Origin of the sequence: Pseudomonas sp. B10(2017) (assembly GCF_002113295.1) — a bacterium.
Classification (GTDB): domain Bacteria; phylum Pseudomonadota; class Gammaproteobacteria; order Pseudomonadales; family Pseudomonadaceae; genus Aquipseudomonas; species Aquipseudomonas pudica.
In genome coordinates, this window is record NZ_NEJU01000001.1 from 307,499 (window position 1) to 324,118 (window position 16,620).

The following is a 16,620-nucleotide window of genomic DNA, read 5'->3' on the forward strand; positions in this document are numbered from 1 at the left end:
GCGGCCGCCATGCTTCATCCAGACGCCTTCAGGAATAATGCCGCGCAGGCGGCGGTGCTCAAGAGAGCGTTTGGTGCAGCCGAGTAGGTCGGCCATGCGTTGCTCGGTGACTTTGTCGACGTCACTGGTGCTTCCGGTTTCCATGGGGACTCCAGCGCCGCCAGCGGCGGCAAAAGCTTTGCATGCCCGCGCATGTCGGCGGGCTTGAGTGGTAGGGGGGGGTTACGACTGGGCGTTGCGCGAAAGGGCGTGTGCCAAGTGGCGGGCGTAGGTCGAGACGGCGCGCCAGTAGGCGGCCATCGGTCCCTTCCGGCGATGCCATGAGTTTTCTGCCTCGGCGTCAGCCTGGGCGCGTAGTTCGCGAAGCACTGCTTCGATCCGCGCCCTGTCCTCTGCAGGTAGTTTCAGCAGGGCCCGGCCCGCTGGCAGTTTCAATAGCGGGTTGATGTAGCCCATGCGGCCTCCTGCTGAATGTCGACCTGGTGAATGTTCATCGCGGCCCCCTGTAGATCAGGTAGGCCATATAGACGAGGGCGATCATCGCAGCAGTTCCTTCGGCACCTGGACGGTATCGCCGAGCTTGTGGTTGACGAGCCCTCGGCAGAACGCGATCAGCGCCGTAGGGCCGTAGCACCAGACTCCTGCGCCGGCCGGGCCACCGGCGTAACACAGATCGGCAGGCAGCCCAGGAATGTGCTGAGCGGTGCCGCTGTGCTTGTCGATCAGTTGACCGCCCTGTGCCCAGTTGGTGGATGGGCGCCAACCGAAGCCCTCTGCTGCGCCTCGGATGCTGATGCTGGAAGGGATACCGTCACGGTGCCAAGTAGTGCGGCATTCAGGATCGATGGTGAACCCTTCGGCGATGGCCACCGCCCAGTCCAGAGCCGCATCGACCAGGTTGGATACCCTCACTTCGATCAGGTCTGTCATGGTCTCCGCTCCATTTGGCGCTGGCGATATGTCGATGGCCGCTCGATACCCCACCAACCAGAACTGCGCGATAGGGAGAAATACCAGCGGCCTTCTGCGTCTGTCTTGTACCAGCCGGCCATGAATTTGGGAGTGCTGGGCGCCCATGCCTCTGCATCGCGAGGTGCAACGTTCCAATTCGTGCTGCTCACAGCTCATACCTCTCATCAATCCAGCGCCCAGGCGCCAGTGCGGGTGTAGGGTCGGGTTGGGTTTCGTGCGGGGAGAGCTGGCGCTCGTTGCCGGCCTGCAGCTGGCTGTCGGGGATGCAGCTGATGCCGACGCCATTCAGCAGGTAGCAGGTGACGCCGCGCTGGCTGTCGTGCTGCACGTCGATGACGTTTTCTTGGGGCTGAGGTGCTGCGCTGGCGCCGGTTGCCAGCAACAGGAGGCAGAGAGCGAGGCGGGTCATGGCTGAACCTCATTGTTCTGCAGCAGGAAGATGGTGGTGATCGCACAAGGCTTTCCGTGGTCGGCATTGAGCTTGGCTTCCATGCTCACGATCTGCTTCATGGTGGGCGCATCGTCGGTTTCTCGGTCGTGGAAGAAACGGCCTCCACCGCCGGAGCACAGGTAGCCAATCAGGTAGGTCCGCTTGATTTCAGGCACAGCGCGTCCTTGGCCGCCATATCGCGGCGATGAGTTGTACAAGTGGTTAGGTTCGGTACAAGAAAATCGGCCGATGGTCCGATTCAGTTCTCAAGCTGCGATACCGAGATTGCGTCTCGCCTCGCTTTGGCTATGGTGAGAGTTCACCTGTGGCATACAACTAAAGTCGTAGGAGGCCGACATGAGGATTCGCGGTGAAGTTTTCTGGGGGTGGGCTGATCCAACGCTTCACCACCGTGCTCACGACGAAACCCTCAGCGATGGAACGCACATTGATGTTCAGGTGCGCCTGTCGCGAACGGGTAACACGCAGATGTTCATTGGGGTATATGCCGCGAGTGGCATGGCCCTTCACGAAGAGGCGTTCGATTCCCGTCCCGGTGAATCCATGACCAGGGCTTTGGCCTGGGGCGTGGGGCGGGCTCGCCGGATCGCCACGGATACCCAGCCGAAATTCGACAAGGTCGCCTGCTCGGGATAGGGGAAAGGGGTGCCAGCTGAGGAGTACATCTGTACTCCTTGGCTCAGAATGCCTTGATCTCAAGCGCCGCGCGGGCCTGCCAAGCGTCGTGAGCTGTACCGGCAACGAGGTCGTGATACAGGCCGATCTCGTCCAACCTCAAGTTCAGCGGGGTTAGCCTGGATCGGGCCCATCTCTCAAATGCTTCATTCTCATTGTGCTCAACAGGCGCTGTCGGCGTTGTGTTTCCCTTGAGCTCATCCAGGATGTCGCGCAGATACCCAGTGGCTACGCTCGGCTGGGTGCCAGCGCAATCGACCAGCCTTTGGACGAAAGCCGTGGCCTTGGTCAGCCGCGCAGGCTCGACATCCCCGGTCATTGGCCCCAGGCCAATCATCGGCAACCCAGTCGCCGCCGCATCCCGCTCTGCCTCTTCTTTGGTCCACCAGAAGGCAGTACCAACCATCCAGGCTATAGGCTCGGGGTGGGGCTGCGGTTCTGAATGCGTTTCGCGGTAGCCCGCCAGGAACAGCAGGTAGTCGCTGTGGGTGCGCTGGTCTTCGAAGCCGGTGCTGTCCTTGCGCAGCTCCGCATCGCCCAGGCCGAGCGGGTTGAGCCTGATGAACACATCGCGTGGGTCGGTGTTGCTGGATCGGTTTTCTATGGGCATGTGAATGTCTCGCGGGTATATTGAGCTCGCTGGATATGTTTCATTGGAAGAGCTGACTAGTGAGTCAATGCCATGATGGTTTATCACTTCTGCAATGAGCAATATGGGTTGCAAAATATCGAAAAGTCTAGGTTAAAAGTTGCGACCGTAATGGATCTCAATGATCCATTTGAAATGATGTGCTTGTCATCTGAAGATCCAGAAACTAGAAAAAGCCTTCGTTTCTTCAAAGGTCGTATAGCGGACTTATATGGAATGCTCTGCTTCAGCAGAACATATGCCAGCCCTGTGCAGTGGGGGCACTACGGAGATAGGCATAAGGGTATATGTTTAGCTTTCGAAATCGACGATTCGTCACTCCATACTGTTGAGTACCGCAACGGGCGAATGATTTTTGATCCAGAATCCTACCTCTCTAAATCAAAGGAGCAGAAATACGATTTCATGCTGCGGCAACTCAGGATAAAGCACTCAGAGTGGTCTTATGAGAAAGAGGTGAGGCAGATTTTCTTACTAAATAAGTCGCAGAGTATTGATGGGTTGTATTTCATGCCGTTTTCTGAGATTGGGTCGCTTCGACAGGTCATTGTTGGTTGTAACTCGTCGCTCAAAAAATCGAAGCTCGCGGCAGTGCTCAGAAGGGATTACCCCGAGGTTGAAATTTTCAAGGTAAGGACCGCATTTAAACAGTACAAGATCGTGAGGAATCGCGACGATGATCTTTGGCTGTGAGTGCATTTCGATCAGGCAGCGAGGCGCCGGTAAAGCTGTATGAGGTCGGAGGCGTTCGCGGCGACCAGTGCGCGGGCTTCGTCTTTGCAGACGCTGTTGCCCAGCAGCTTCACCTGGTCGGCGCCGGAGATTGGCTTCCAGTACAGCTGGCCGGTTTCCTCATCGAGGAACAGCCCGCGGTCGATGATGTAGTCGGCCCGGAAGCCTTGGGCGCGCTTCAGCTCGTGCGGCTTGAGCATGCGCAGGGTGATGTCGACCATCACGTAATCGCCAACCATCACAACGTCGGCGTGCTCGGTGAAGTGCTGCGGCAAGTACTTGCGCATGAATGCTGCGCACTTGCGGGCCCCGGCCAGTTGCTCGTCGGTCAGCGTGTGGCTGTGCAGCTGGACGACCTGCACGACTGCCATCCGATCCTTTGACGGGATGGTGTGCACCGGCTCCCGCATCGAGATGCCGTCCTTCTCCGCGCCGTAGTACTTGACCATGTAGGCCGTGACCAGGCGCTGGTTGGAGCCCTTGCCCAGGATCGTCGAGAACGGATCGTCCGCGCTGCGACCATCGCCTTTGTAGAACCCGCCGTTCGCTTGCTCCAGGTGGGCCGAGGCTATGGCGTGGTGTCCGCCGCTGCGCGTGATGCAGCCGACAGGGCCGTCTACCGGTGACCCAACGCAACCGTTGCGCAGCGTGACCAGGTTGGCAGAGATCAGCGCGAAGTGGCCGCCTTTGACCTGGGCTACCTGTGTCCGGAGCGGCTCTTCGGCGTCGAAGGTTCGCTGCGTCGATCCGTTGGCGTGCTCCGTGAGGCAGCCGGCCACGGCCATCGACGGCTGAACCAAGGCGTGATGCGTGCCTCCGCCGCTGATGGTCGAGACCGGATCGTCCACGCTGTGTGTGCTGGTGTGCGATTTCGAGGTGCCGCGCAGCGGGACAATGAATGGATCGTTGCTGGCCAAGGTGTGCCGCCACAGGCCTTTCGCGATCCGATTCATGGTGTTCTCCACCAGCGCGTCGTCGCGGAAGATCGTCCGCCCCTGCAGTTCCCAGTCGATGCATTCGGCGGCGGACCGCCAGGCTTTCTGGCCCTTGCCAGGATTCTTGTGATGCGTTGGCGCCGGCCAGACGATCGGTTTGCCATCGCGCCGGGCGATGCCGTAGAGCCGTTTCCGGATAGTCGGGGCCCCCTGATCTGCGGCAACTCGCACCTGGTGCTCGAAGTTGTAGCGCAGGCCGCGCACTAGTGCTTCCTTGGGCACGTAGTCGCCAATCTCGGCCAGGATCTCCGGCAGATCCGGGTGATCTTCCGGTATACCGTTGCCAAGCACGCTGACGAAGGCCTGGAACGTCCGGCCTTTCTCGGCCTTGATCGGTCTTCCTTCATCGTCGAGCGGCCCCCAGTCTGCGAACTCTTCTACGTTCTCAAGAAAGATCAGACGCGGGCTGGTCTGGTAGGCCCAGCGGATGATGACCCAGGCCAGGCCGCGAATCTTGCGGTTGCGCGGCTTCCCGCCCTTGGCCTTACTGTGGTGCCGGCAGTCGGGCGATGCCCACAAGATGCCGACCGGCTGACCCTTGGTAGCCAGGACCGGGTCGACCTCGAAAACATCCGCCACGTAGTGCTCGGTCTGCTGGTGGTTCGCACGGTGCACGGCCAGGGCGATTCGGTTGTGGTTCACAGCCACATCCGGCTCGCGGTACGCCTCGGCGATGCCGCTGCTGGCGCCGCCACCACCGGCGAAGAGATCGACTACCAGCTCTTTTTCAAAGGGCAGGGCGAGGGAGGTCATACAGGTCATGTTGTGGTCCTTGCGTGCAGGCGCCGCCCTCGCCGGGGCTGGCGTGGATAGTTGAAGTGGGTTATTTAATTGGCACAAACAGAGGAGCTGCAAAGTGCCTGATCAAAACCGTGATGATGATCTTCACATCAAGCGCATTAAGAGGCTGCAAACTGAAATTGCTGATTCGCGCAGGATGGGGCTGGCCGTTCGATTCATGCACATGTCTGCCCTGTCTCCCTCCAGTCGACCATCTCATGTGGCACGGCATGGCAAGTTGTTTACAGGAGAAGAGATGCTGGAGTGGTGGGCTACCAGCGACAACAGCAAAGGCTGCCGCTGTTCATTCGCTATGGTCCCGGTGACGGCGAATGGAAGGACTCTGGTTCCAGGCTTGCTAACGCGGGCGAAGGCGATGCTGAAAAAATACAAACAGCAGCATCCGTAGGGCACTGGCGGGCGAAGTGAGCTATTGATTCCTGGTCGGCATCCGGCGGTACAAGGAGTAATTGAATGGCACAAGAAGCGAAAATTATTGCGCTAGAGCACCTGGTCTTTAGCTTGCTGCGAGAGCTTGACGGGCGTGATGGAATTGACCGTGATGAGATAGTCGAAAGAGCATTGAAGTCCATTCAAGAGGCAGCCTATCCAGGTGATCCCGAGCGCAGAGAAGCCGCAGCCGGGGCTTTGAAAGATGCTGCTATTTTAATCACTGGGTAATGGCAGTTAAGCGCGCCGATTTTCAGGCGGCGCGCACTTTGAATGTCAGCATTGCCGTCGCGTCGTCGTTGAAGCACTCGGCCAGTTCCTGGTAGGCACGATATTTGGCCTGGCTGCGAGTGGCTGCCCAAATGCGCCGCACGTAATGGCGCGCATCGCCCAGCATGTAACGCACGTCATCCCAGTCGTACATGCCATTGGTGAGTACTTCCCACTGCTTGAGAGGCAGCTTTTCGGCCATCTCGCCGTACTGCATCTCCCAAGTGGGGTGGTAGTTGCGGATGCGCTTCTTCGGGTCGCTGTCGAGAATGACGCCGATGTAGTGGCCGCGGTCGGCCATGATGATGCCGGGCTCGCCGTTGGCGATCACTCGGCGCCCGATCTCGGCCGGCACGTCGTAGTGGCGGCGGACGTAGTCGCAGTTGTAGTTGCTCATGGCTTTCTCCATGCATGCGCCGCCCTCCGTGGCCGGATGCGGCATGGTGGCAATTTGGTGTTGGATGGGGTATTTACGGGTGACCGGCATGGGGCCGGGCACAGGGAGCTCTATATGTCTTGGGTTGTTAAAATGACCGATTCATCAGGAAACGTGATGTGGGGATCAGCACCTGATTACGAAGGGCTACGGTATGCAGCCTATGAGCCAGCATACGGCGAAAAATTTGACACCAAAGAGGCTGCCGAGGCCGTGTTTTACTGGTTCCATCAGATCAAAGATCTTCAGAAATACACCCTCGAAGCTGTGCCATTTGACTGATAGGAGCTAAGACAACCTCGAGTGATCAGCGTGCCTCACAGCAAAGCAGCAGTCCTGTATCGTCCGGGTCGTCGCCGAGTTCCAGGCCGGGAGCGCGCAGCTCTCGGCTCAGCCTGAACTGGTCCAGCTTGCGCACCACAGAACTCGATATCGTGATTTCGTGGCGCGGCGCACTTAGGAAGTGGCGGGCCGCTTCAGGCCCTAATTCATGGATGCGGTGGATCAGCAGGGTCATGGCCTCGCCGTTTTCCTCGATGCTGGCCCATTCCTTGATCTCGGCCAGGGCCTGCTTAGTCCCTGGTCGAACCTTCAAGCGCAGGTCTTCTTCCTGCAGGCGCTCGGCCTTCTCTCGTCGGCGCTTGTCGCGCTCTGCTTGGTCCATCGCCATACGGCACCTCCTTCAATCCGCTGGGCGGTAGGTTGAACTGCTCACGCCGCCTTGTTCTTTGCAGCGCGCTTCGGATTTTTCTGTTCAATCTCAAGATCCATGTCGTTCCAGCCGGCCAGAAACCAGGAGCCGTGGAACGTGTGAGAGGCGAATGGGTTGGCCATCTTGCCGCCACCGTTGCGGCGGCATTCCCGGCCAAGGTAGTAGACGCTGGGGTGCTCGCCGTGGACGCTCATGGCCTATCCCCTATGCCGCTGAAGCGGGAAGTTGATCTTGTAGGCAGCCAGGATTCGCTCCAGCTTGCGATTTCCGATTCCGAGTACTGCGGTAGCTCGGCAACGGGACATACCCTCATCGCGCAAGGCAATGATCCGATCTGCCAGCTCTCGGTCAGCAGCCTCTTGAGCGGCGGCATCCTTCACTGGCTGGACCTGGCGTGGCGGCTTGCAGAATTTGAATCCTTCGCGAGCGGCTACGCCCCAAAGCGCTCCCTTGGTCTCGCCAAGGAGTTTCGCTACCTCGCCACAGGTCATAGCCTTGGCAAGCTCGGCGATCTGCGCGGCGCGAGTTCTAGCGCGGCTTTGCTGCGGGTGTTCCGACTTATGCGCAGCAGGCTTGGCCCGCTTTGGCTTGGGCTCAGGGTGCTTGCGCTGGGGCAGCGGCCGGTAGGTGAAGCCCTCCAGCACGATCAGCTGGCCACCAGATGCGAAGAAGGCCGCTTTGGCGGCCTCCAGGTCGATTGATTGGTTCATGCTCACCTCATGCTGCGATTCCGAGCACGCGATTCATGCGCTCGTCGAGGATTTCGTAGAAGGTTTTTACGCGCTCCGAGAGCTTACGGATCATCGCCTCGTCCCGGTAGGCACGCTTCACGAACAGCGGCATGCCCGGCCAGTAGCAGATGAAGTCGATCCATTCGCGCTCGGACACCCAAAGGCCGCCCTGGCACTGAGCGACATGCTCTTTCGGGATCTCGCCACCCAGGATCACGTCGACCTGCAGCTTTGGTAGCTTGGTCTTGATCTCGGTCAGGCCGTTGTCGCCGACCAGGGCGTCTGGTGAGTAGCCAATGCCATGATTCAGGATGATCCCCACCTGGTGGGTCTGGACGTCCTCGCGGTCGCAATACAGGCCCCGGGCGGTGCTTTCGAGTTCGTGGCCGCGCTCGGTATGGCGGTTGCCGGTGAACGGGTCTGCCGCCTCACCGGTGATGCGTTCGCCGATCAGCGTGTTCATGTAGGTGAAGGCGCCGGCACCGAAGCCTGCCTCGCCTTTACCGTTCACCAGCAGGCAATCTAGCTCGCTGCAGGTAATGATGCCCAGGCGCAAGTCCAGCCAGGCCTGAGTGCCTTGCTCGACATCACTGATGATCTGCATTTGCGGCCTCCGCGGCCCTGATGGCCTTGTTCAGTTGCGCGACCAGGATGTCGTGGCGACCCTTCGGCACGCATTCGGCCGAACCGTATTCGCCGGTGAACCAGTCGCGGGTCTTCTGGGTGCAGCGATCGAGCAGGGCGCTGATGCCGGCCGCCTGCACGCTGGTAACGTTCGCCGTTGGCACGGCTGCGTGGCCGTCGTCATCCTCGCCGCGGGTGGTGAGGTTGAGCAGGGCGCTCATGACGTAGCGCTTGCCGTAACTGGTGGACGAGCCGACCGCCTGGACAGCGTTCTTGCTGCCGCTGGTGTCGAGCGGGAGCAGCATGGTTGTGCTCTCGCGGTGTCCGGCCCGGTGCATCAGGATGCCGGTGACGCTTAGGCCAGCCGGCACGTTCTCGACCTTGAAGGTGATCGCGAAACCGTGCGTCTGCATGATCGGCTTGATCACATCGTTGATGTCTTCAAAGGTGGCGTAGTCGCTGCGCTTTTGGCCATTCACGACGATGGCGCCGCGCTCGGCGATGCTCGGGATATCGCTCTGCATGGCCGCCATTGCCGCGTTGAACTCGGCCTCAGCGTCGCGGGCCTGCATACGCTCGTGCATCGCCATCAGGCGCTCAAGCTTGTCGATGTCGCAGGTTGGGTCGGTGGCTGCCCGGCTGATTACGGCGAGGATGCTGCCGTCTGCCTGCGGGGACGCGACCACCTGGCGGCGCTGCTCCGGCACAATGATCGTGCTGCTCATAGTCGGTGCCTCAGTAGGAAATGGCGATGTTAGGGATCTTGCGCTGGGCGATCAGGGTGACCGCTTGCTTGGCGCAGGCTTCAGGCATGCCCTCGGCCATGAAGGCTTCCAGGGCGGCGCGGTTGATGCTCGCCCGGTGCGCCTTGTCGGCCTCTCGAGCTTCCTGCTGGCGAAGGATCTCCGCTGCAGCGGCATCAGCGCGGCGGCGCTCGTCCTGGCGGGCCTGCTCGGCTGCTTCCTCTTGCCGGCGGGCGGCTGCCTGACGCTCCTGCTCCATCCGCTGCTCGGCGGCAACGCGGTCGGCCTCTGCCTGAATGCGGGCGCGCTCGGCTTGCTCAGCCTGCAACTTGAGCTGGAGGCGCTGGTTCTCGGCTTCGCGTTCTTGCGCAGCGGCCTGGTCAAGCAGTTCCTGCTCTCGGCGGGCTGCGGCTTCGCGTTCTGCTTGCTGCTGCTGGGCCACTCGCTGGCGCTCGGCCTCAACCGCAGCCTCTTGTGCCAGCCTGATGCGGTCTTGTTCGGCGCGCTCTTCAGCTTCGCGGCGCAGCCGGGCCAGCTCGGCCTGCTCTGCGTCGTACTTCTGCCGGGCCGCCAGCGCTTCACGAAGCGCGGCTAGTACTTGGTCTTTCACCTGTCCGGCCTCGGCGGTGAATTCCTCCCAGGCGTCGTCCAGGGCAACGCCTTCAACCCTTCCGATCCGGGCCAGAAGGTCCTCGGCGGTCAGCTGGCCGAGTTCGGCGCCTTCCGCTTTGATGGCTGCAATGCCTTGCTCATGCCGGGCGACACGGGCGGCTTCTGCCTGCTCCCACTCGGTGAGCGGCCGGCGCGTCTCGTCTCGAAGCGCGTCCATCGTGGTCACGAACTCACGCAGCTCGGCCTCGACCACCTTCGGCATTTCCTTGAGCCGGCGCAGGTAGTCGCGGCCCGGCTTCTCGACGGCGGTCTTCGACTTGCTCACCTTGGCGGCCAGGCTGGCGATGCGTTCGCGGCCCTTGCGGGTGGTCAGTTCGGGCACTTCGCCTTCGACCTCGGCCTTCACCAGGTCGATAAATTGCTTCAGGCCGCCGGCCACGTAGATGGCCGGGGCGTTCTCCTCGCTGATCTCTTTGATCGCGATCAGTTTCTGTTCTGCGGACATTAGAAAACCTCGCGCCAGGCCGGCGCCGTCAGTTGAAAGGGGAAATGCCAGGTCACCCAGGCACGGAGGTACGCTCCAGGCCCTGGCTGCGGTGGATGGTTGCGCGCTCTCGCCGCTTACGCTCCCGAAGGGGTACGGTTATCCCGAAGGCCCGCCGTGCGCCGGGTGTGTGTTCAGGAAATGATGCTGCCGGCCAGCACGCTGGCGAGCATGAAGAAGGTGCAGGCGCAGAGCATGGAGAAGGAGCCGCGCCAGAACGCCAAGCGTCTGGCCTGCTGGCGGCTCACGTGCGGACCTCGTAGGCCAAGGTGCAAATGCCGCAGAGGTAGGCCCGGCCGGACCAAGCTGCCGGGTTCTCGATATGAGCGAGGCGCGCCTGGTTCATGGCGTCCTCCATGGTCAGGCCCTTGAACACCATCAGGATGCGGTCATCTGGCACGGCCTGGGCAACCTCGGCCACCTGGTCGTCGATGATCGACGGGAAAATGGGCGTAGTCATGCAGCCTCCTTGCGCCGCTCGGCAATCCGCCGAATTCGCTCGCAGTAGTGTTTGAACTCGTTGGAGTTGATGACGAGGATGGAGAAGTAGGCGACGACCATCGTCTCAGCCTTTGCGTCCTCAACCGGGCCTGAGCCCGGCAGAAGCATCGTCTCGATTGCGGCCTCGATGGCGCGAACCGCCACGCTGTGAGGATTCATTCCGCGTCCTCGGCCTGGGCCAGCACTGCTTCCTTGGCGAAGGGCGTGAGCAGCTGGCGGGCGATCTCCTGTAGTGCTGCCTCAGGGCTCGCCACGCTCATGATTTCGTCGGCAGCTGCCGCGGCATCGCTGGTGACCTTGCAGCGCGCGGACAGGACCAGGCGGCCCAGCACCGAATTGCTGATGCCAGATAGCCCAAGCTGGCCCATCACGAACTCATCGACCGCCTGAGCGAAGCGCTCGTAGGTCACGCCACGCTGGCGGAAGTTGCGCTGGAACACTACGTCACGGCGCGCCATCAGCTCTGCGATACCGTCGTCGATCCAGCGTGCCTCAGCCTCGCTTTCGCTCACCGCCGGAGGCAACTGGTTGTCGTACTGCCATTGTGCTGCTCGAAGTGCGCCCATGGTCGCCTCCAGATGGTGGGTTACTCGGTGGGTGGAGAGAGGTGTGGCTGCCAGTGCGTCACGCGGTGCTCGAAACGCGAGCCATCGCCGTAACGCCAGTCGATGCCATTCCAGTAGAGGAAGCGGGCGCCGTTGAAGGCGCTTTGCGCTTTTCGCGCTGGTGTGTAGGCGATTACCCAAGCCTTTCCGCCACCCTTGGGCAGCTCAGGCATGCGCTCAGAGCACTTGATCCAGCCGCTCATGCTGCCTCCGGCCAATTGCTGTTGATGCTCTGTCTCGCGTAGATCGACAGGCGACTGAAGCTATACACGCCGCCGCACCCGGGCATGGTTCCTTCCAGCTCAACGCAGGCCTTGATGTCACAGCGCCGCGAGCACACCCAGCCGCCGTAGTGGCAGCGGTGCACTTCTCCTTTTGGGGCGGGGTGATAGGCCAGCCCGCCTTTCCAAGAAGGCGACCCGCGCAACTTGAGGCCGCAGCCCCGGCACACAGCCTGGGTATCGGTGCAATTGTGCATGTGGTGATCCTCTGGACCGCATTGGCCAGGAGCCAGGCGCGGGTGACCAAACCCACCGTGAAAGGTGGCCTTGCGCCTGCCAATGCGGTCGATATGTTGGGATTGGGGTAGGAAAGAAACGGGGGCTGGATCTGGGATGAAGTAGCAGAGGAGCCGGCGGTAGAGGCCTATTCTGAGCCGCCGGCAGTGAGAATGGTCACTCCACGATGCAGATCCAGCGGTGGTTATGCCGGTAAGGCGCTCTGGTAAATGCGATGTCTGAAACTAGGTACATACCGCGCTCCTGGAGCGCTTCGGTAAGTTGAGCAAGTGTCTCTGCTTCGATAGTCATTGCTGTTACCTCGTCAGATTTACTGCGTTCATAAATCCTGACCCAGTAGGCAAGTGTCTGATTCAATATTTTTGGCTCACTCGCGTTCGCGACGCCGGGTGAGCAATCGATTTCCCGTCTGGCCCTGTTGCCAAGGCCAGCCAGTGAAATCTGTGTTTCTCCGCACCCGCTTACCAGGTCATTCACTCAGTTCGGTCAACACCTCGTCCGCCGTCGCAGTGGGCTGCGCGTGGGCAGGCTTTCGGGCCTGTCGGATCGCCGGTCGCCGGTAGAGGCAAGTGCGGTTTTGTTCATCGGTTTACTGACCTCCCACCGATGGAGCCGGGAGTGACCTAACCGGCGGGGCCGGGTAGTCGGGCATGGCGCTGGCTGTTAAAGAGCGGCGGCCGGTGAGGGCCTCTGCAGTCCCTCGTGAGTGACTGGCTATTGAGATGAACGATAAGCCAATGCCTAATTATTGTAAATAGGTAATGCCTAATTTTTCATGCGTGCCTAATCTGCTATCCGGGCTTGCATCATTCGATGGCTCGGGTAAGCTCTGCCCAATACTGGATGGATGTACAGTTAGCGGAGGAAGGAATGGCCAAGCAGAAGAAATCGGCGCCGCAGGCGCGCCAGGAGATGACCCGGCTGGAACGCTTGGGGCTGCGGTTCTCGTCGATGATCAATCACCCGATCGCGCAGGCTCAGCGCTGGGTGACTATCCATCGCCTGGACACGGACGGTGACATGGAGTGGGAGGAGGTAATGTGCCTGCTGGCCGAGACGCCAGAGCTGGACCTGACGTTCAATGACGACGACAGCGTGACCGTTCGGTGGGAGCCGCAGAGCGCTGATGATCGAGACGACCAAGCCGTGGAGAGGGGCTGGGAGGAGGGGCATGTGGAGGAGGTGGCGCTATTTTAAGTCTTACATGCCGGCTCTCAACCTTGTCGAGAGCCGGTATGACATGGCGAAGCAGGGGGTGGGCCTCCCTACGTTGGAAAGGCGACGCTAAAGCAGGGATGCTTGGATCGGGTCTACAATCGAGGTTTTATCATGAGATGAAGCTACAGTAGTTGCCCAGGTAGCGCACATCGCTTGCCATAGAATGTCTGCGCCAAGAGAGAGCTTTGCTGCGGCATCGAATAACCATCTATGGTGATCACCAGTCAGCATTGCGTTATCTAGTGCGTCGACTGTTTCTGGAACGGATCTGCCGATTCGGGCATGTACACCAGTCCATCCATTACTCTGAAGCTCTCCGAAAACTACCCGCTCCGGCGCGTCTGTTCCAGGGAGGATATTGCATCCAGGCGCATGGGCTTGGTCACCGTCTAGAAAGACGACAGAGGGGCGCGGGAATCTACTTTGACTTGCCATCATGCCAAGCGCGTTCCCTACCGAGGCGCTTCCATATGGGATGATTTTGACTCGCGCCATCAGGTCGCGATCCACATCTGCCAGCACCTCATTGACAAGTGTTGCGGCTCTGGGGTCCTCAACATAAACATCACATTCTGGATGTTGTTCTTCATCCATTCGCGTCATTGCGAACTCCGGACTTACCCCAGTTACCACAGTTTTCCCAGCCGCTCCATCCATCAGATAAACGCGCGCTTCGGGTGGAAGCTCTGAGAGGATATACGGCGAGTGTGTTGTCAGAATGATTTGCAGCTCTTTTTCGCGAGCAATTGAGCACAGGTCTCGAATCAGCCGCCTTTGCGCTCGAGGGTGTAAAGAAGTTTCGATTTCGTCAATCAAAACTACACTGTATTTCTTGAACTCGAGGGCGAGCAGCTCAGCTGCGGCGATTTCACCTACGCCTTGGTGAAATCCAGAGTACCTTGCGCCGTTAACCTCAAGAACAGGAATTTGTCTTTTGGCATCAGCTGAAGTGAGAGAGATTCCAGCCGTGGCGTACTTTTTGCCAACGATGTTGGTTAGCCTTGTCAATTTGCTTGCGTCAAAGGGTGTGTGAGCCCCTTCAAGTACGCCCGATTTGAGTAGCTTTGGATAACCAGCGCGAGCAGACATAGGCTGAATTCGGCTGAGGTCAATGTACTCCACCGGCCGTGCGGGCCTATCAGGATTTCCCCGCCATCTGTCAGTAGGCTTACGGACTGTTTTAACTTGAGAATTATTTCCTTCTCTGTAGGAAAATCGAATCACTGCTGAGGTGATTCGTTCAAATGGAGTGTCTGGGAAAAAATCTGAAGCATATAGGTCAGTATCGGATTTATAGACGGCAGCGGCTGACTGAAGAATTGTACTTTTACCCGATCCGTTTTCTCCAACAAGCGCTACTACCGGAAATCCAAAATCCACCCTCTGGCCGGTCCATCCCCTGATGCCTGTCAGTTCGACCCACTCGAGCCGCTTAGGCCAGCTTTGTCCTGTGCGCCACTTGTTCTCTAAAAGGCGAACTTCCTTCGATAAAGCCATAGATTACTCCATGTAATGTTGGTGTTGCCGCAGATTTCTTTTAGTTATGTAGTTACACTAAGTGAGCATTCCAAACCAACAGCACCCGGGCCTGAATGTAGGTCATGTCCCGGCGGATCAGCCGATCCTTGTGCCGCGGGTTGTCCGAAATCATCTCGAAGTGCTCCTCATCAGCCACCTGCAGGCGCTTGATGTAGAGCAGGTCATCCCAGACGAAGAGGTAGATCCCGTCACCCACGAATTCGCGGACGTTGATGTTTACGATCAGCGGGTCGCGGTGCTTGATGGTGGGCTCCATCGACTGGCCCCAGCCGGTGACCACCTTCAGGTGGAAGTGCTCTTCGAATTCAACGCCCAGCTCACGGAGATGGCTCGGGCTGACGCGGATGTCCTTGAGCATTTCCGGGTAGTCATGCGTGGCCTGGCCGTTGCCCATGGCCGCGCGCACATCGTAGTGAGCAATCCGAACCTCATCCCCGACGAGCCCCGGGCGGGAGAAGTCGACGGTGATTACGTTGCCCTGGTCTGACGCTTCGGCAGCTGCCATTAGCTGCGCGCGAGCACTTTCCGGCAGGTTCTTCCCCTGCTTGGCGAGCATGTTGCGAACCATATCCGCAGCTGAGGTAGGGACTGGATCGTCAACAGCCGCGGACGCGACGTCTGGCAGGCTCTCGTAGGTAAAGCCTGGGCGCAGACCCCAATGCTCAGGGCCTACAACGTCAGCGAAGTAGGCGATGACGTCCATCAGCTTCGACTTGTCGATCCGGCCGTTTTTCACCCAGCCCTGTACCGACGGAGGCTTCACCTGGAAGTCGTCTGCGAGTTGTTTCTTCGATACGCCCTTGGCGATCCGCGCTGCCTCAATGGCTGCGCCTAATTCCGGTCCGGTAAGCATTGCCTAATTAGGCCTATCACGGCGCCGATTAGGCAATGGCTTGTGCGAAATAAGGTGATGCCTTATATTCATCGGTAAATCTCCAGGAGAGAACTCATGAAATCAGCAGAAGCAGCCAAAGAAGCATCCCGCTTGCTGGGCAGCCAGGCGGAAATGGCGCGCCGGCTGAATGTTGCGGCGCCGACCGTCAACCAATGGTGTTCCGGAGAGCGCGCAGTCCCAGCCAAGCGCGCGCTGCAGATTGAGGTGCTTACGAATGGCGCCGTGAATCGTGCCGACCTGTGTCCGTCGTTCCCGTGGAACCAGATCGACAGCAATCCGAGCCACGCGCTTTCCGCCGCTTAACCACATTCCCAAGCAAGGAGCCACCACTCAATGAGCTACGACGATAGCCGCCATCTGAAAGACCGGGAGATTAAGTCCCGTTACGACGAGGACACCTATGAGGCTGTGAGGGCGGTTGCAAAGCTTCACCGCCTTCAACCAGCGGTGTTCGTGCGCATGTGTGTAGAGGAGAAGCTCGCTCTGCTAATTGCTCAGGATGATAACGAGACTGCGCACACGGCCTGAAGGCCCGCAAGGGGGACTCATGGCCGAAACGTTGATTTGTCACGGCCTCGAGGAGCGCTTCTACCGAAAGCTTGAAGAGATGGCGATGAAAGCCGGGATGACCCCCGAGCAATACGCTGTCCAGTTAGTACGGGAAAGCCTCCTCGAGAAAACGAGGCCTAAAGGCGCCGGGAAGCTCCGGCATCTGCCTCGGCCTTAAAAGGCCCTGAAAAGGGAAGGCCTGGCTACAGGCAGCGCAACCGGAATGGCGTCATTTTTCCGCGCATGCGCGGATCGGTGCCCATGGGTTTCGCACTATCAAAGTACGAACCCCGGGCACAAAAAAACCGCCTGGCGGGGCGGTTTCTTCTAATACTGCTTCGAGGACGATTATGCATACCTCATTCCCTCGTGTACAGGCCCTGTCCAGGGCCGCGCCACAAAACGCGAACCACGATTTC

The 16,620-nt window shown here is 59.7% G+C and carries 27 protein-coding genes; 9 read left to right on the forward strand and 18 right to left on the reverse strand.

Annotated features, from left to right (window positions below):
• Positions 1 to 222: 222 nt before the first annotated feature.
• The 4 genes from CAF92_RS01465 to CAF92_RS01480 form a co-directional block, all read right to left on the reverse strand.
• Positions 223 to 456 carry a hypothetical protein gene (locus CAF92_RS01465; RefSeq protein WP_085598663.1) on the reverse strand — a complete coding sequence of 78 codons (234 nt, stop codon included), beginning with the start codon at positions 454 to 456 and terminating at the stop codon, positions 223 to 225.
• 81 nt (positions 457 to 537) lie between these two features.
• Positions 538 to 930, reverse strand: coding sequence for a phage protein NinX family protein (locus CAF92_RS01470; protein WP_085598665.1), 393 nt, complete (start codon positions 928 to 930; stop codon positions 538 to 540).
• Between the two features lie 187 nt (positions 931 to 1,117).
• On the reverse strand, positions 1,118 to 1,381 hold the full coding sequence (locus CAF92_RS01475) for a hypothetical protein (protein ID WP_085598667.1): 264 nt from the start codon (positions 1,379 to 1,381) through the stop codon (positions 1,118 to 1,120).
• Positions 1,378 to 1,578, reverse strand: a complete 201-nt coding sequence (locus CAF92_RS01480; RefSeq protein ID WP_085598669.1) for a hypothetical protein — start codon at positions 1,576 to 1,578, stop codon at positions 1,378 to 1,380. The genes CAF92_RS01475 and CAF92_RS01480 overlap by 4 nt, the downstream gene beginning before the upstream one ends.
• Positions 1,579 to 1,759: 181 nt before the next feature.
• Here CAF92_RS01480 and CAF92_RS01485 point away from each other — a divergent pair, with 181 nt between their 5' ends.
• On the forward strand, positions 1,760 to 2,059 hold the full coding sequence (locus tag CAF92_RS01485) for a hypothetical protein (protein ID WP_085598671.1): 300 nt from the start codon (positions 1,760 to 1,762) through the stop codon (positions 2,057 to 2,059).
• A gap of 43 nt (positions 2,060 to 2,102) precedes the next feature.
• Here CAF92_RS01485 and CAF92_RS01490 read toward each other — a convergent pair whose 3' ends face one another.
• Positions 2,103 to 2,708, reverse strand: coding sequence for a hypothetical protein (locus tag CAF92_RS01490; protein WP_085598673.1), 606 nt, complete (start codon positions 2,706 to 2,708; stop codon positions 2,103 to 2,105).
• Between the two features lie 72 nt (positions 2,709 to 2,780).
• Between CAF92_RS01490 and CAF92_RS01495 the strand changes: the two genes are divergently transcribed.
• Positions 2,781 to 3,440: a DUF2971 domain-containing protein gene (locus CAF92_RS01495; protein ID WP_085598675.1), complete on the forward strand. Its 660-nt coding sequence runs from the start codon at positions 2,781 to 2,783 to the stop codon at positions 3,438 to 3,440.
• A gap of 11 nt (positions 3,441 to 3,451) precedes the next feature.
• On the opposite strand, the gene CAF92_RS01500 is transcribed toward CAF92_RS01495, so the two are convergent.
• Complete coding sequence (locus CAF92_RS01500; RefSeq protein WP_085598677.1) at positions 3,452 to 5,236, reverse strand: DNA cytosine methyltransferase; 1,785 nt, start codon at positions 5,234 to 5,236, stop codon at positions 3,452 to 3,454.
• Between the two features lie 94 nt (positions 5,237 to 5,330).
• Here CAF92_RS01500 and CAF92_RS01505 point away from each other — a divergent pair, with 94 nt between their 5' ends.
• The gene (locus CAF92_RS01505) at positions 5,331 to 5,663 is read left to right on the forward strand and encodes a hypothetical protein (RefSeq protein ID WP_256573601.1); all 333 of its coding nucleotides are present in this window, start codon (positions 5,331 to 5,333) and stop codon (positions 5,661 to 5,663) included.
• 65 nt (positions 5,664 to 5,728) lie between these two features.
• Positions 5,729 to 5,935 carry a hypothetical protein gene (locus CAF92_RS01510; RefSeq protein ID WP_085598679.1) on the forward strand — a complete coding sequence of 69 codons (207 nt, stop codon included), beginning with the start codon at positions 5,729 to 5,731 and terminating at the stop codon, positions 5,933 to 5,935.
• A gap of 22 nt (positions 5,936 to 5,957) precedes the next feature.
• On the opposite strand, the gene CAF92_RS01515 is transcribed toward CAF92_RS01510, so the two are convergent.
• The gene (locus CAF92_RS01515) at positions 5,958 to 6,371 is read right to left on the reverse strand and encodes a hypothetical protein (protein ID WP_085598681.1); all 414 of its coding nucleotides are present in this window, start codon (positions 6,369 to 6,371) and stop codon (positions 5,958 to 5,960) included.
• Positions 6,372 to 6,485: 114 nt separating this feature from the next.
• Here CAF92_RS01515 and CAF92_RS26295 point away from each other — a divergent pair, with 114 nt between their 5' ends.
• Positions 6,486 to 6,692, forward strand: coding sequence for a hypothetical protein (locus tag CAF92_RS26295; RefSeq protein WP_143516047.1), 207 nt, complete (start codon positions 6,486 to 6,488; stop codon positions 6,690 to 6,692).
• 25 nt (positions 6,693 to 6,717) lie between these two features.
• Here CAF92_RS26295 and CAF92_RS01520 read toward each other — a convergent pair whose 3' ends face one another.
• Positions 6,718 to 7,080 (reverse strand): hypothetical protein, encoded by a 363-nt coding sequence (locus tag CAF92_RS01520; protein WP_085598683.1) that lies wholly within the window; start codon positions 7,078 to 7,080, stop codon positions 6,718 to 6,720.
• Between the two features lie 41 nt (positions 7,081 to 7,121).
• The gene (locus tag CAF92_RS01525) at positions 7,122 to 7,316 is read right to left on the reverse strand and encodes a hypothetical protein (RefSeq protein ID WP_085598685.1); all 195 of its coding nucleotides are present in this window, start codon (positions 7,314 to 7,316) and stop codon (positions 7,122 to 7,124) included.
• Between the two features lie 12 nt (positions 7,317 to 7,328).
• On the opposite strand from CAF92_RS01525, the gene CAF92_RS27320 reads away from it, so the two are divergent.
• Positions 7,329 to 7,823, forward strand: a complete 495-nt coding sequence (locus tag CAF92_RS27320; RefSeq protein WP_158090592.1) for a hypothetical protein — start codon at positions 7,329 to 7,331, stop codon at positions 7,821 to 7,823.
• A gap of 16 nt (positions 7,824 to 7,839) precedes the next feature.
• Here CAF92_RS27320 and CAF92_RS01535 read toward each other — a convergent pair whose 3' ends face one another.
• From CAF92_RS01535 to CAF92_RS01565, 7 genes are all read right to left on the reverse strand, one after another.
• Entirely contained in the window at positions 7,840 to 8,457 is a 618-nt protein-coding gene (locus CAF92_RS01535) for a lambda exonuclease family protein (RefSeq protein WP_085598689.1), read from the reverse strand.
• A complete protein-coding gene (locus CAF92_RS01540; protein WP_085598691.1) occupies positions 8,441 to 9,202 on the reverse strand; it encodes an ERF family protein in 762 nt (253 codons plus the stop codon). Before CAF92_RS01540 ends, CAF92_RS01535 begins: the two co-directional genes overlap by 17 nt.
• Before the next feature lie 10 nt (positions 9,203 to 9,212).
• Positions 9,213 to 10,337, reverse strand: coding sequence for a hypothetical protein (locus CAF92_RS01545; RefSeq protein ID WP_085598693.1), 1,125 nt, complete (start codon positions 10,335 to 10,337; stop codon positions 9,213 to 9,215).
• Positions 10,338 to 10,620: 283 nt separating this feature from the next.
• Entirely contained in the window at positions 10,621 to 10,836 is a 216-nt protein-coding gene (locus CAF92_RS01550) for a hypothetical protein (protein ID WP_085598695.1), read from the reverse strand.
• Positions 10,833 to 11,036: a hypothetical protein gene (locus CAF92_RS01555; RefSeq protein ID WP_085598696.1), complete on the reverse strand. Its 204-nt coding sequence runs from the start codon at positions 11,034 to 11,036 to the stop codon at positions 10,833 to 10,835. The genes CAF92_RS01550 and CAF92_RS01555 overlap by 4 nt, the downstream gene beginning before the upstream one ends.
• Entirely contained in the window at positions 11,033 to 11,443 is a 411-nt protein-coding gene (locus tag CAF92_RS01560; protein ID WP_085598698.1) for a hypothetical protein, read from the reverse strand. Before CAF92_RS01560 ends, CAF92_RS01555 begins: the two co-directional genes overlap by 4 nt.
• 20 nt (positions 11,444 to 11,463) lie before the next feature.
• Positions 11,464 to 11,685 carry a DUF551 domain-containing protein gene (locus CAF92_RS01565; RefSeq protein ID WP_085598700.1) on the reverse strand — a complete coding sequence of 74 codons (222 nt, stop codon included), beginning with the start codon at positions 11,683 to 11,685 and terminating at the stop codon, positions 11,464 to 11,466.
• A 1,185-nt stretch (positions 11,686 to 12,870) separates the two neighbouring features.
• Here CAF92_RS01565 and CAF92_RS01570 point away from each other — a divergent pair.
• Positions 12,871 to 13,197, forward strand: coding sequence for a DUF1654 domain-containing protein (locus CAF92_RS01570; protein WP_085598702.1), 327 nt, complete (start codon positions 12,871 to 12,873; stop codon positions 13,195 to 13,197).
• Positions 13,198 to 13,284: 87 nt separating this feature from the next.
• On the opposite strand, the gene CAF92_RS01575 is transcribed toward CAF92_RS01570, so the two are convergent.
• Both CAF92_RS01575 and CAF92_RS01580 read right to left on the reverse strand, forming a co-directional pair.
• Positions 13,285 to 14,715 carry an ATP-dependent endonuclease gene (locus CAF92_RS01575; RefSeq protein ID WP_085598704.1) on the reverse strand — a complete coding sequence of 477 codons (1,431 nt, stop codon included), beginning with the start codon at positions 14,713 to 14,715 and terminating at the stop codon, positions 13,285 to 13,287.
• 52 nt (positions 14,716 to 14,767) lie between these two features.
• Entirely contained in the window at positions 14,768 to 15,610 is an 843-nt protein-coding gene (locus CAF92_RS01580; RefSeq protein WP_085598706.1) for a S24 family peptidase, read from the reverse strand.
• Between the two features lie 96 nt (positions 15,611 to 15,706).
• Here CAF92_RS01580 and CAF92_RS01585 point away from each other — a divergent pair, with 96 nt between their 5' ends.
• Both CAF92_RS01585 and CAF92_RS01590 read left to right on the forward strand, forming a co-directional pair.
• Positions 15,707 to 15,955 (forward strand): Cro/CI family transcriptional regulator, encoded by a 249-nt coding sequence (locus tag CAF92_RS01585; protein ID WP_085598708.1) that lies wholly within the window; start codon positions 15,707 to 15,709, stop codon positions 15,953 to 15,955.
• 30 nt (positions 15,956 to 15,985) lie between these two features.
• Positions 15,986 to 16,180, forward strand: a complete 195-nt coding sequence (locus tag CAF92_RS01590) for a hypothetical protein (protein ID WP_085598710.1) — start codon at positions 15,986 to 15,988, stop codon at positions 16,178 to 16,180.
• The last annotated feature ends 440 nt before the right edge of the window (positions 16,181 to 16,620 follow it).

What these genes read in the sequence shown, in the direction of transcription:
- CAF92_RS01545 (WP_085598693.1), bottom strand. Translation starts at nt 10,337, where the DNA reads ATGTCCGCAGAACAGAAACTGATCGCGATCAAAGAGATCAGCGAGGAG.
- CAF92_RS01520 (WP_085598683.1), bottom strand. Translation starts at nt 7,080, where the DNA reads ATGGCGATGGACCAAGCAGAGCGCGACAAGCGCCGACGAGAGAAGGCC.
- CAF92_RS01565 (WP_085598700.1), bottom strand. Translation starts at nt 11,685, where the DNA reads ATGAGCGGCTGGATCAAGTGCTCTGAGCGCATGCCTGAGCTGCCCAAG.
- CAF92_RS01590 (WP_085598710.1), top strand. Translation starts at nt 15,986, where the DNA reads ATGAGCTACGACGATAGCCGCCATCTGAAAGACCGGGAGATTAAGTCC.
- CAF92_RS01570 (WP_085598702.1), top strand. Translation starts at nt 12,871, where the DNA reads ATGGCCAAGCAGAAGAAATCGGCGCCGCAGGCGCGCCAGGAGATGACC.
- CAF92_RS01560 (WP_085598698.1), bottom strand. Translation starts at nt 11,443, where the DNA reads ATGGGCGCACTTCGAGCAGCACAATGGCAGTACGACAACCAGTTGCCT.
- CAF92_RS01510 (WP_085598679.1), top strand. Translation starts at nt 5,729, where the DNA reads ATGGCACAAGAAGCGAAAATTATTGCGCTAGAGCACCTGGTCTTTAGC.
- CAF92_RS27320 (WP_158090592.1), top strand. Translation starts at nt 7,329, where the DNA reads ATGCCGCTGAAGCGGGAAGTTGATCTTGTAGGCAGCCAGGATTCGCTC.
- CAF92_RS01485 (WP_085598671.1), top strand. Translation starts at nt 1,760, where the DNA reads ATGAGGATTCGCGGTGAAGTTTTCTGGGGGTGGGCTGATCCAACGCTT.
- CAF92_RS01475 (WP_085598667.1), bottom strand. Translation starts at nt 1,381, where the DNA reads ATGACCCGCCTCGCTCTCTGCCTCCTGTTGCTGGCAACCGGCGCCAGC.
- CAF92_RS01555 (WP_085598696.1), bottom strand. Translation starts at nt 11,036, where the DNA reads ATGAATCCTCACAGCGTGGCGGTTCGCGCCATCGAGGCCGCAATCGAG.
- CAF92_RS01535 (WP_085598689.1), bottom strand. Translation starts at nt 8,457, where the DNA reads ATGCAGATCATCAGTGATGTCGAGCAAGGCACTCAGGCCTGGCTGGAC.
- CAF92_RS01525 (WP_085598685.1), bottom strand. Translation starts at nt 7,316, where the DNA reads ATGAGCGTCCACGGCGAGCACCCCAGCGTCTACTACCTTGGCCGGGAA.
- CAF92_RS01585 (WP_085598708.1), top strand. Translation starts at nt 15,707, where the DNA reads ATGAAATCAGCAGAAGCAGCCAAAGAAGCATCCCGCTTGCTGGGCAGC.
- CAF92_RS01490 (WP_085598673.1), bottom strand. Translation starts at nt 2,708, where the DNA reads ATGCCCATAGAAAACCGATCCAGCAACACCGACCCACGCGATGTGTTC.
- CAF92_RS01470 (WP_085598665.1), bottom strand. Translation starts at nt 930, where the DNA reads ATGACAGACCTGATCGAAGTGAGGGTATCCAACCTGGTCGATGCGGCT.
- CAF92_RS26295 (WP_143516047.1), top strand. Translation starts at nt 6,486, where the DNA reads ATGTCTTGGGTTGTTAAAATGACCGATTCATCAGGAAACGTGATGTGG.
- CAF92_RS01550 (WP_085598695.1), bottom strand. Translation starts at nt 10,836, where the DNA reads ATGACTACGCCCATTTTCCCGTCGATCATCGACGACCAGGTGGCCGAG.
- CAF92_RS01500 (WP_085598677.1), bottom strand. Translation starts at nt 5,236, where the DNA reads ATGACCTGTATGACCTCCCTCGCCCTGCCCTTTGAAAAAGAGCTGGTA.
- CAF92_RS01575 (WP_085598704.1), bottom strand. Translation starts at nt 14,715, where the DNA reads ATGGCTTTATCGAAGGAAGTTCGCCTTTTAGAGAACAAGTGGCGCACA.
- CAF92_RS01495 (WP_085598675.1), top strand. Translation starts at nt 2,781, where the DNA reads ATGATGGTTTATCACTTCTGCAATGAGCAATATGGGTTGCAAAATATC.
- CAF92_RS01580 (WP_085598706.1), bottom strand. Translation starts at nt 15,610, where the DNA reads ATGCTTACCGGACCGGAATTAGGCGCAGCCATTGAGGCAGCGCGGATC.
- CAF92_RS01515 (WP_085598681.1), bottom strand. Translation starts at nt 6,371, where the DNA reads ATGAGCAACTACAACTGCGACTACGTCCGCCGCCACTACGACGTGCCG.
- CAF92_RS01540 (WP_085598691.1), bottom strand. Translation starts at nt 9,202, where the DNA reads ATGAGCAGCACGATCATTGTGCCGGAGCAGCGCCGCCAGGTGGTCGCG.
- CAF92_RS01465 (WP_085598663.1), bottom strand. Translation starts at nt 456, where the DNA reads ATGGGCTACATCAACCCGCTATTGAAACTGCCAGCGGGCCGGGCCCTG.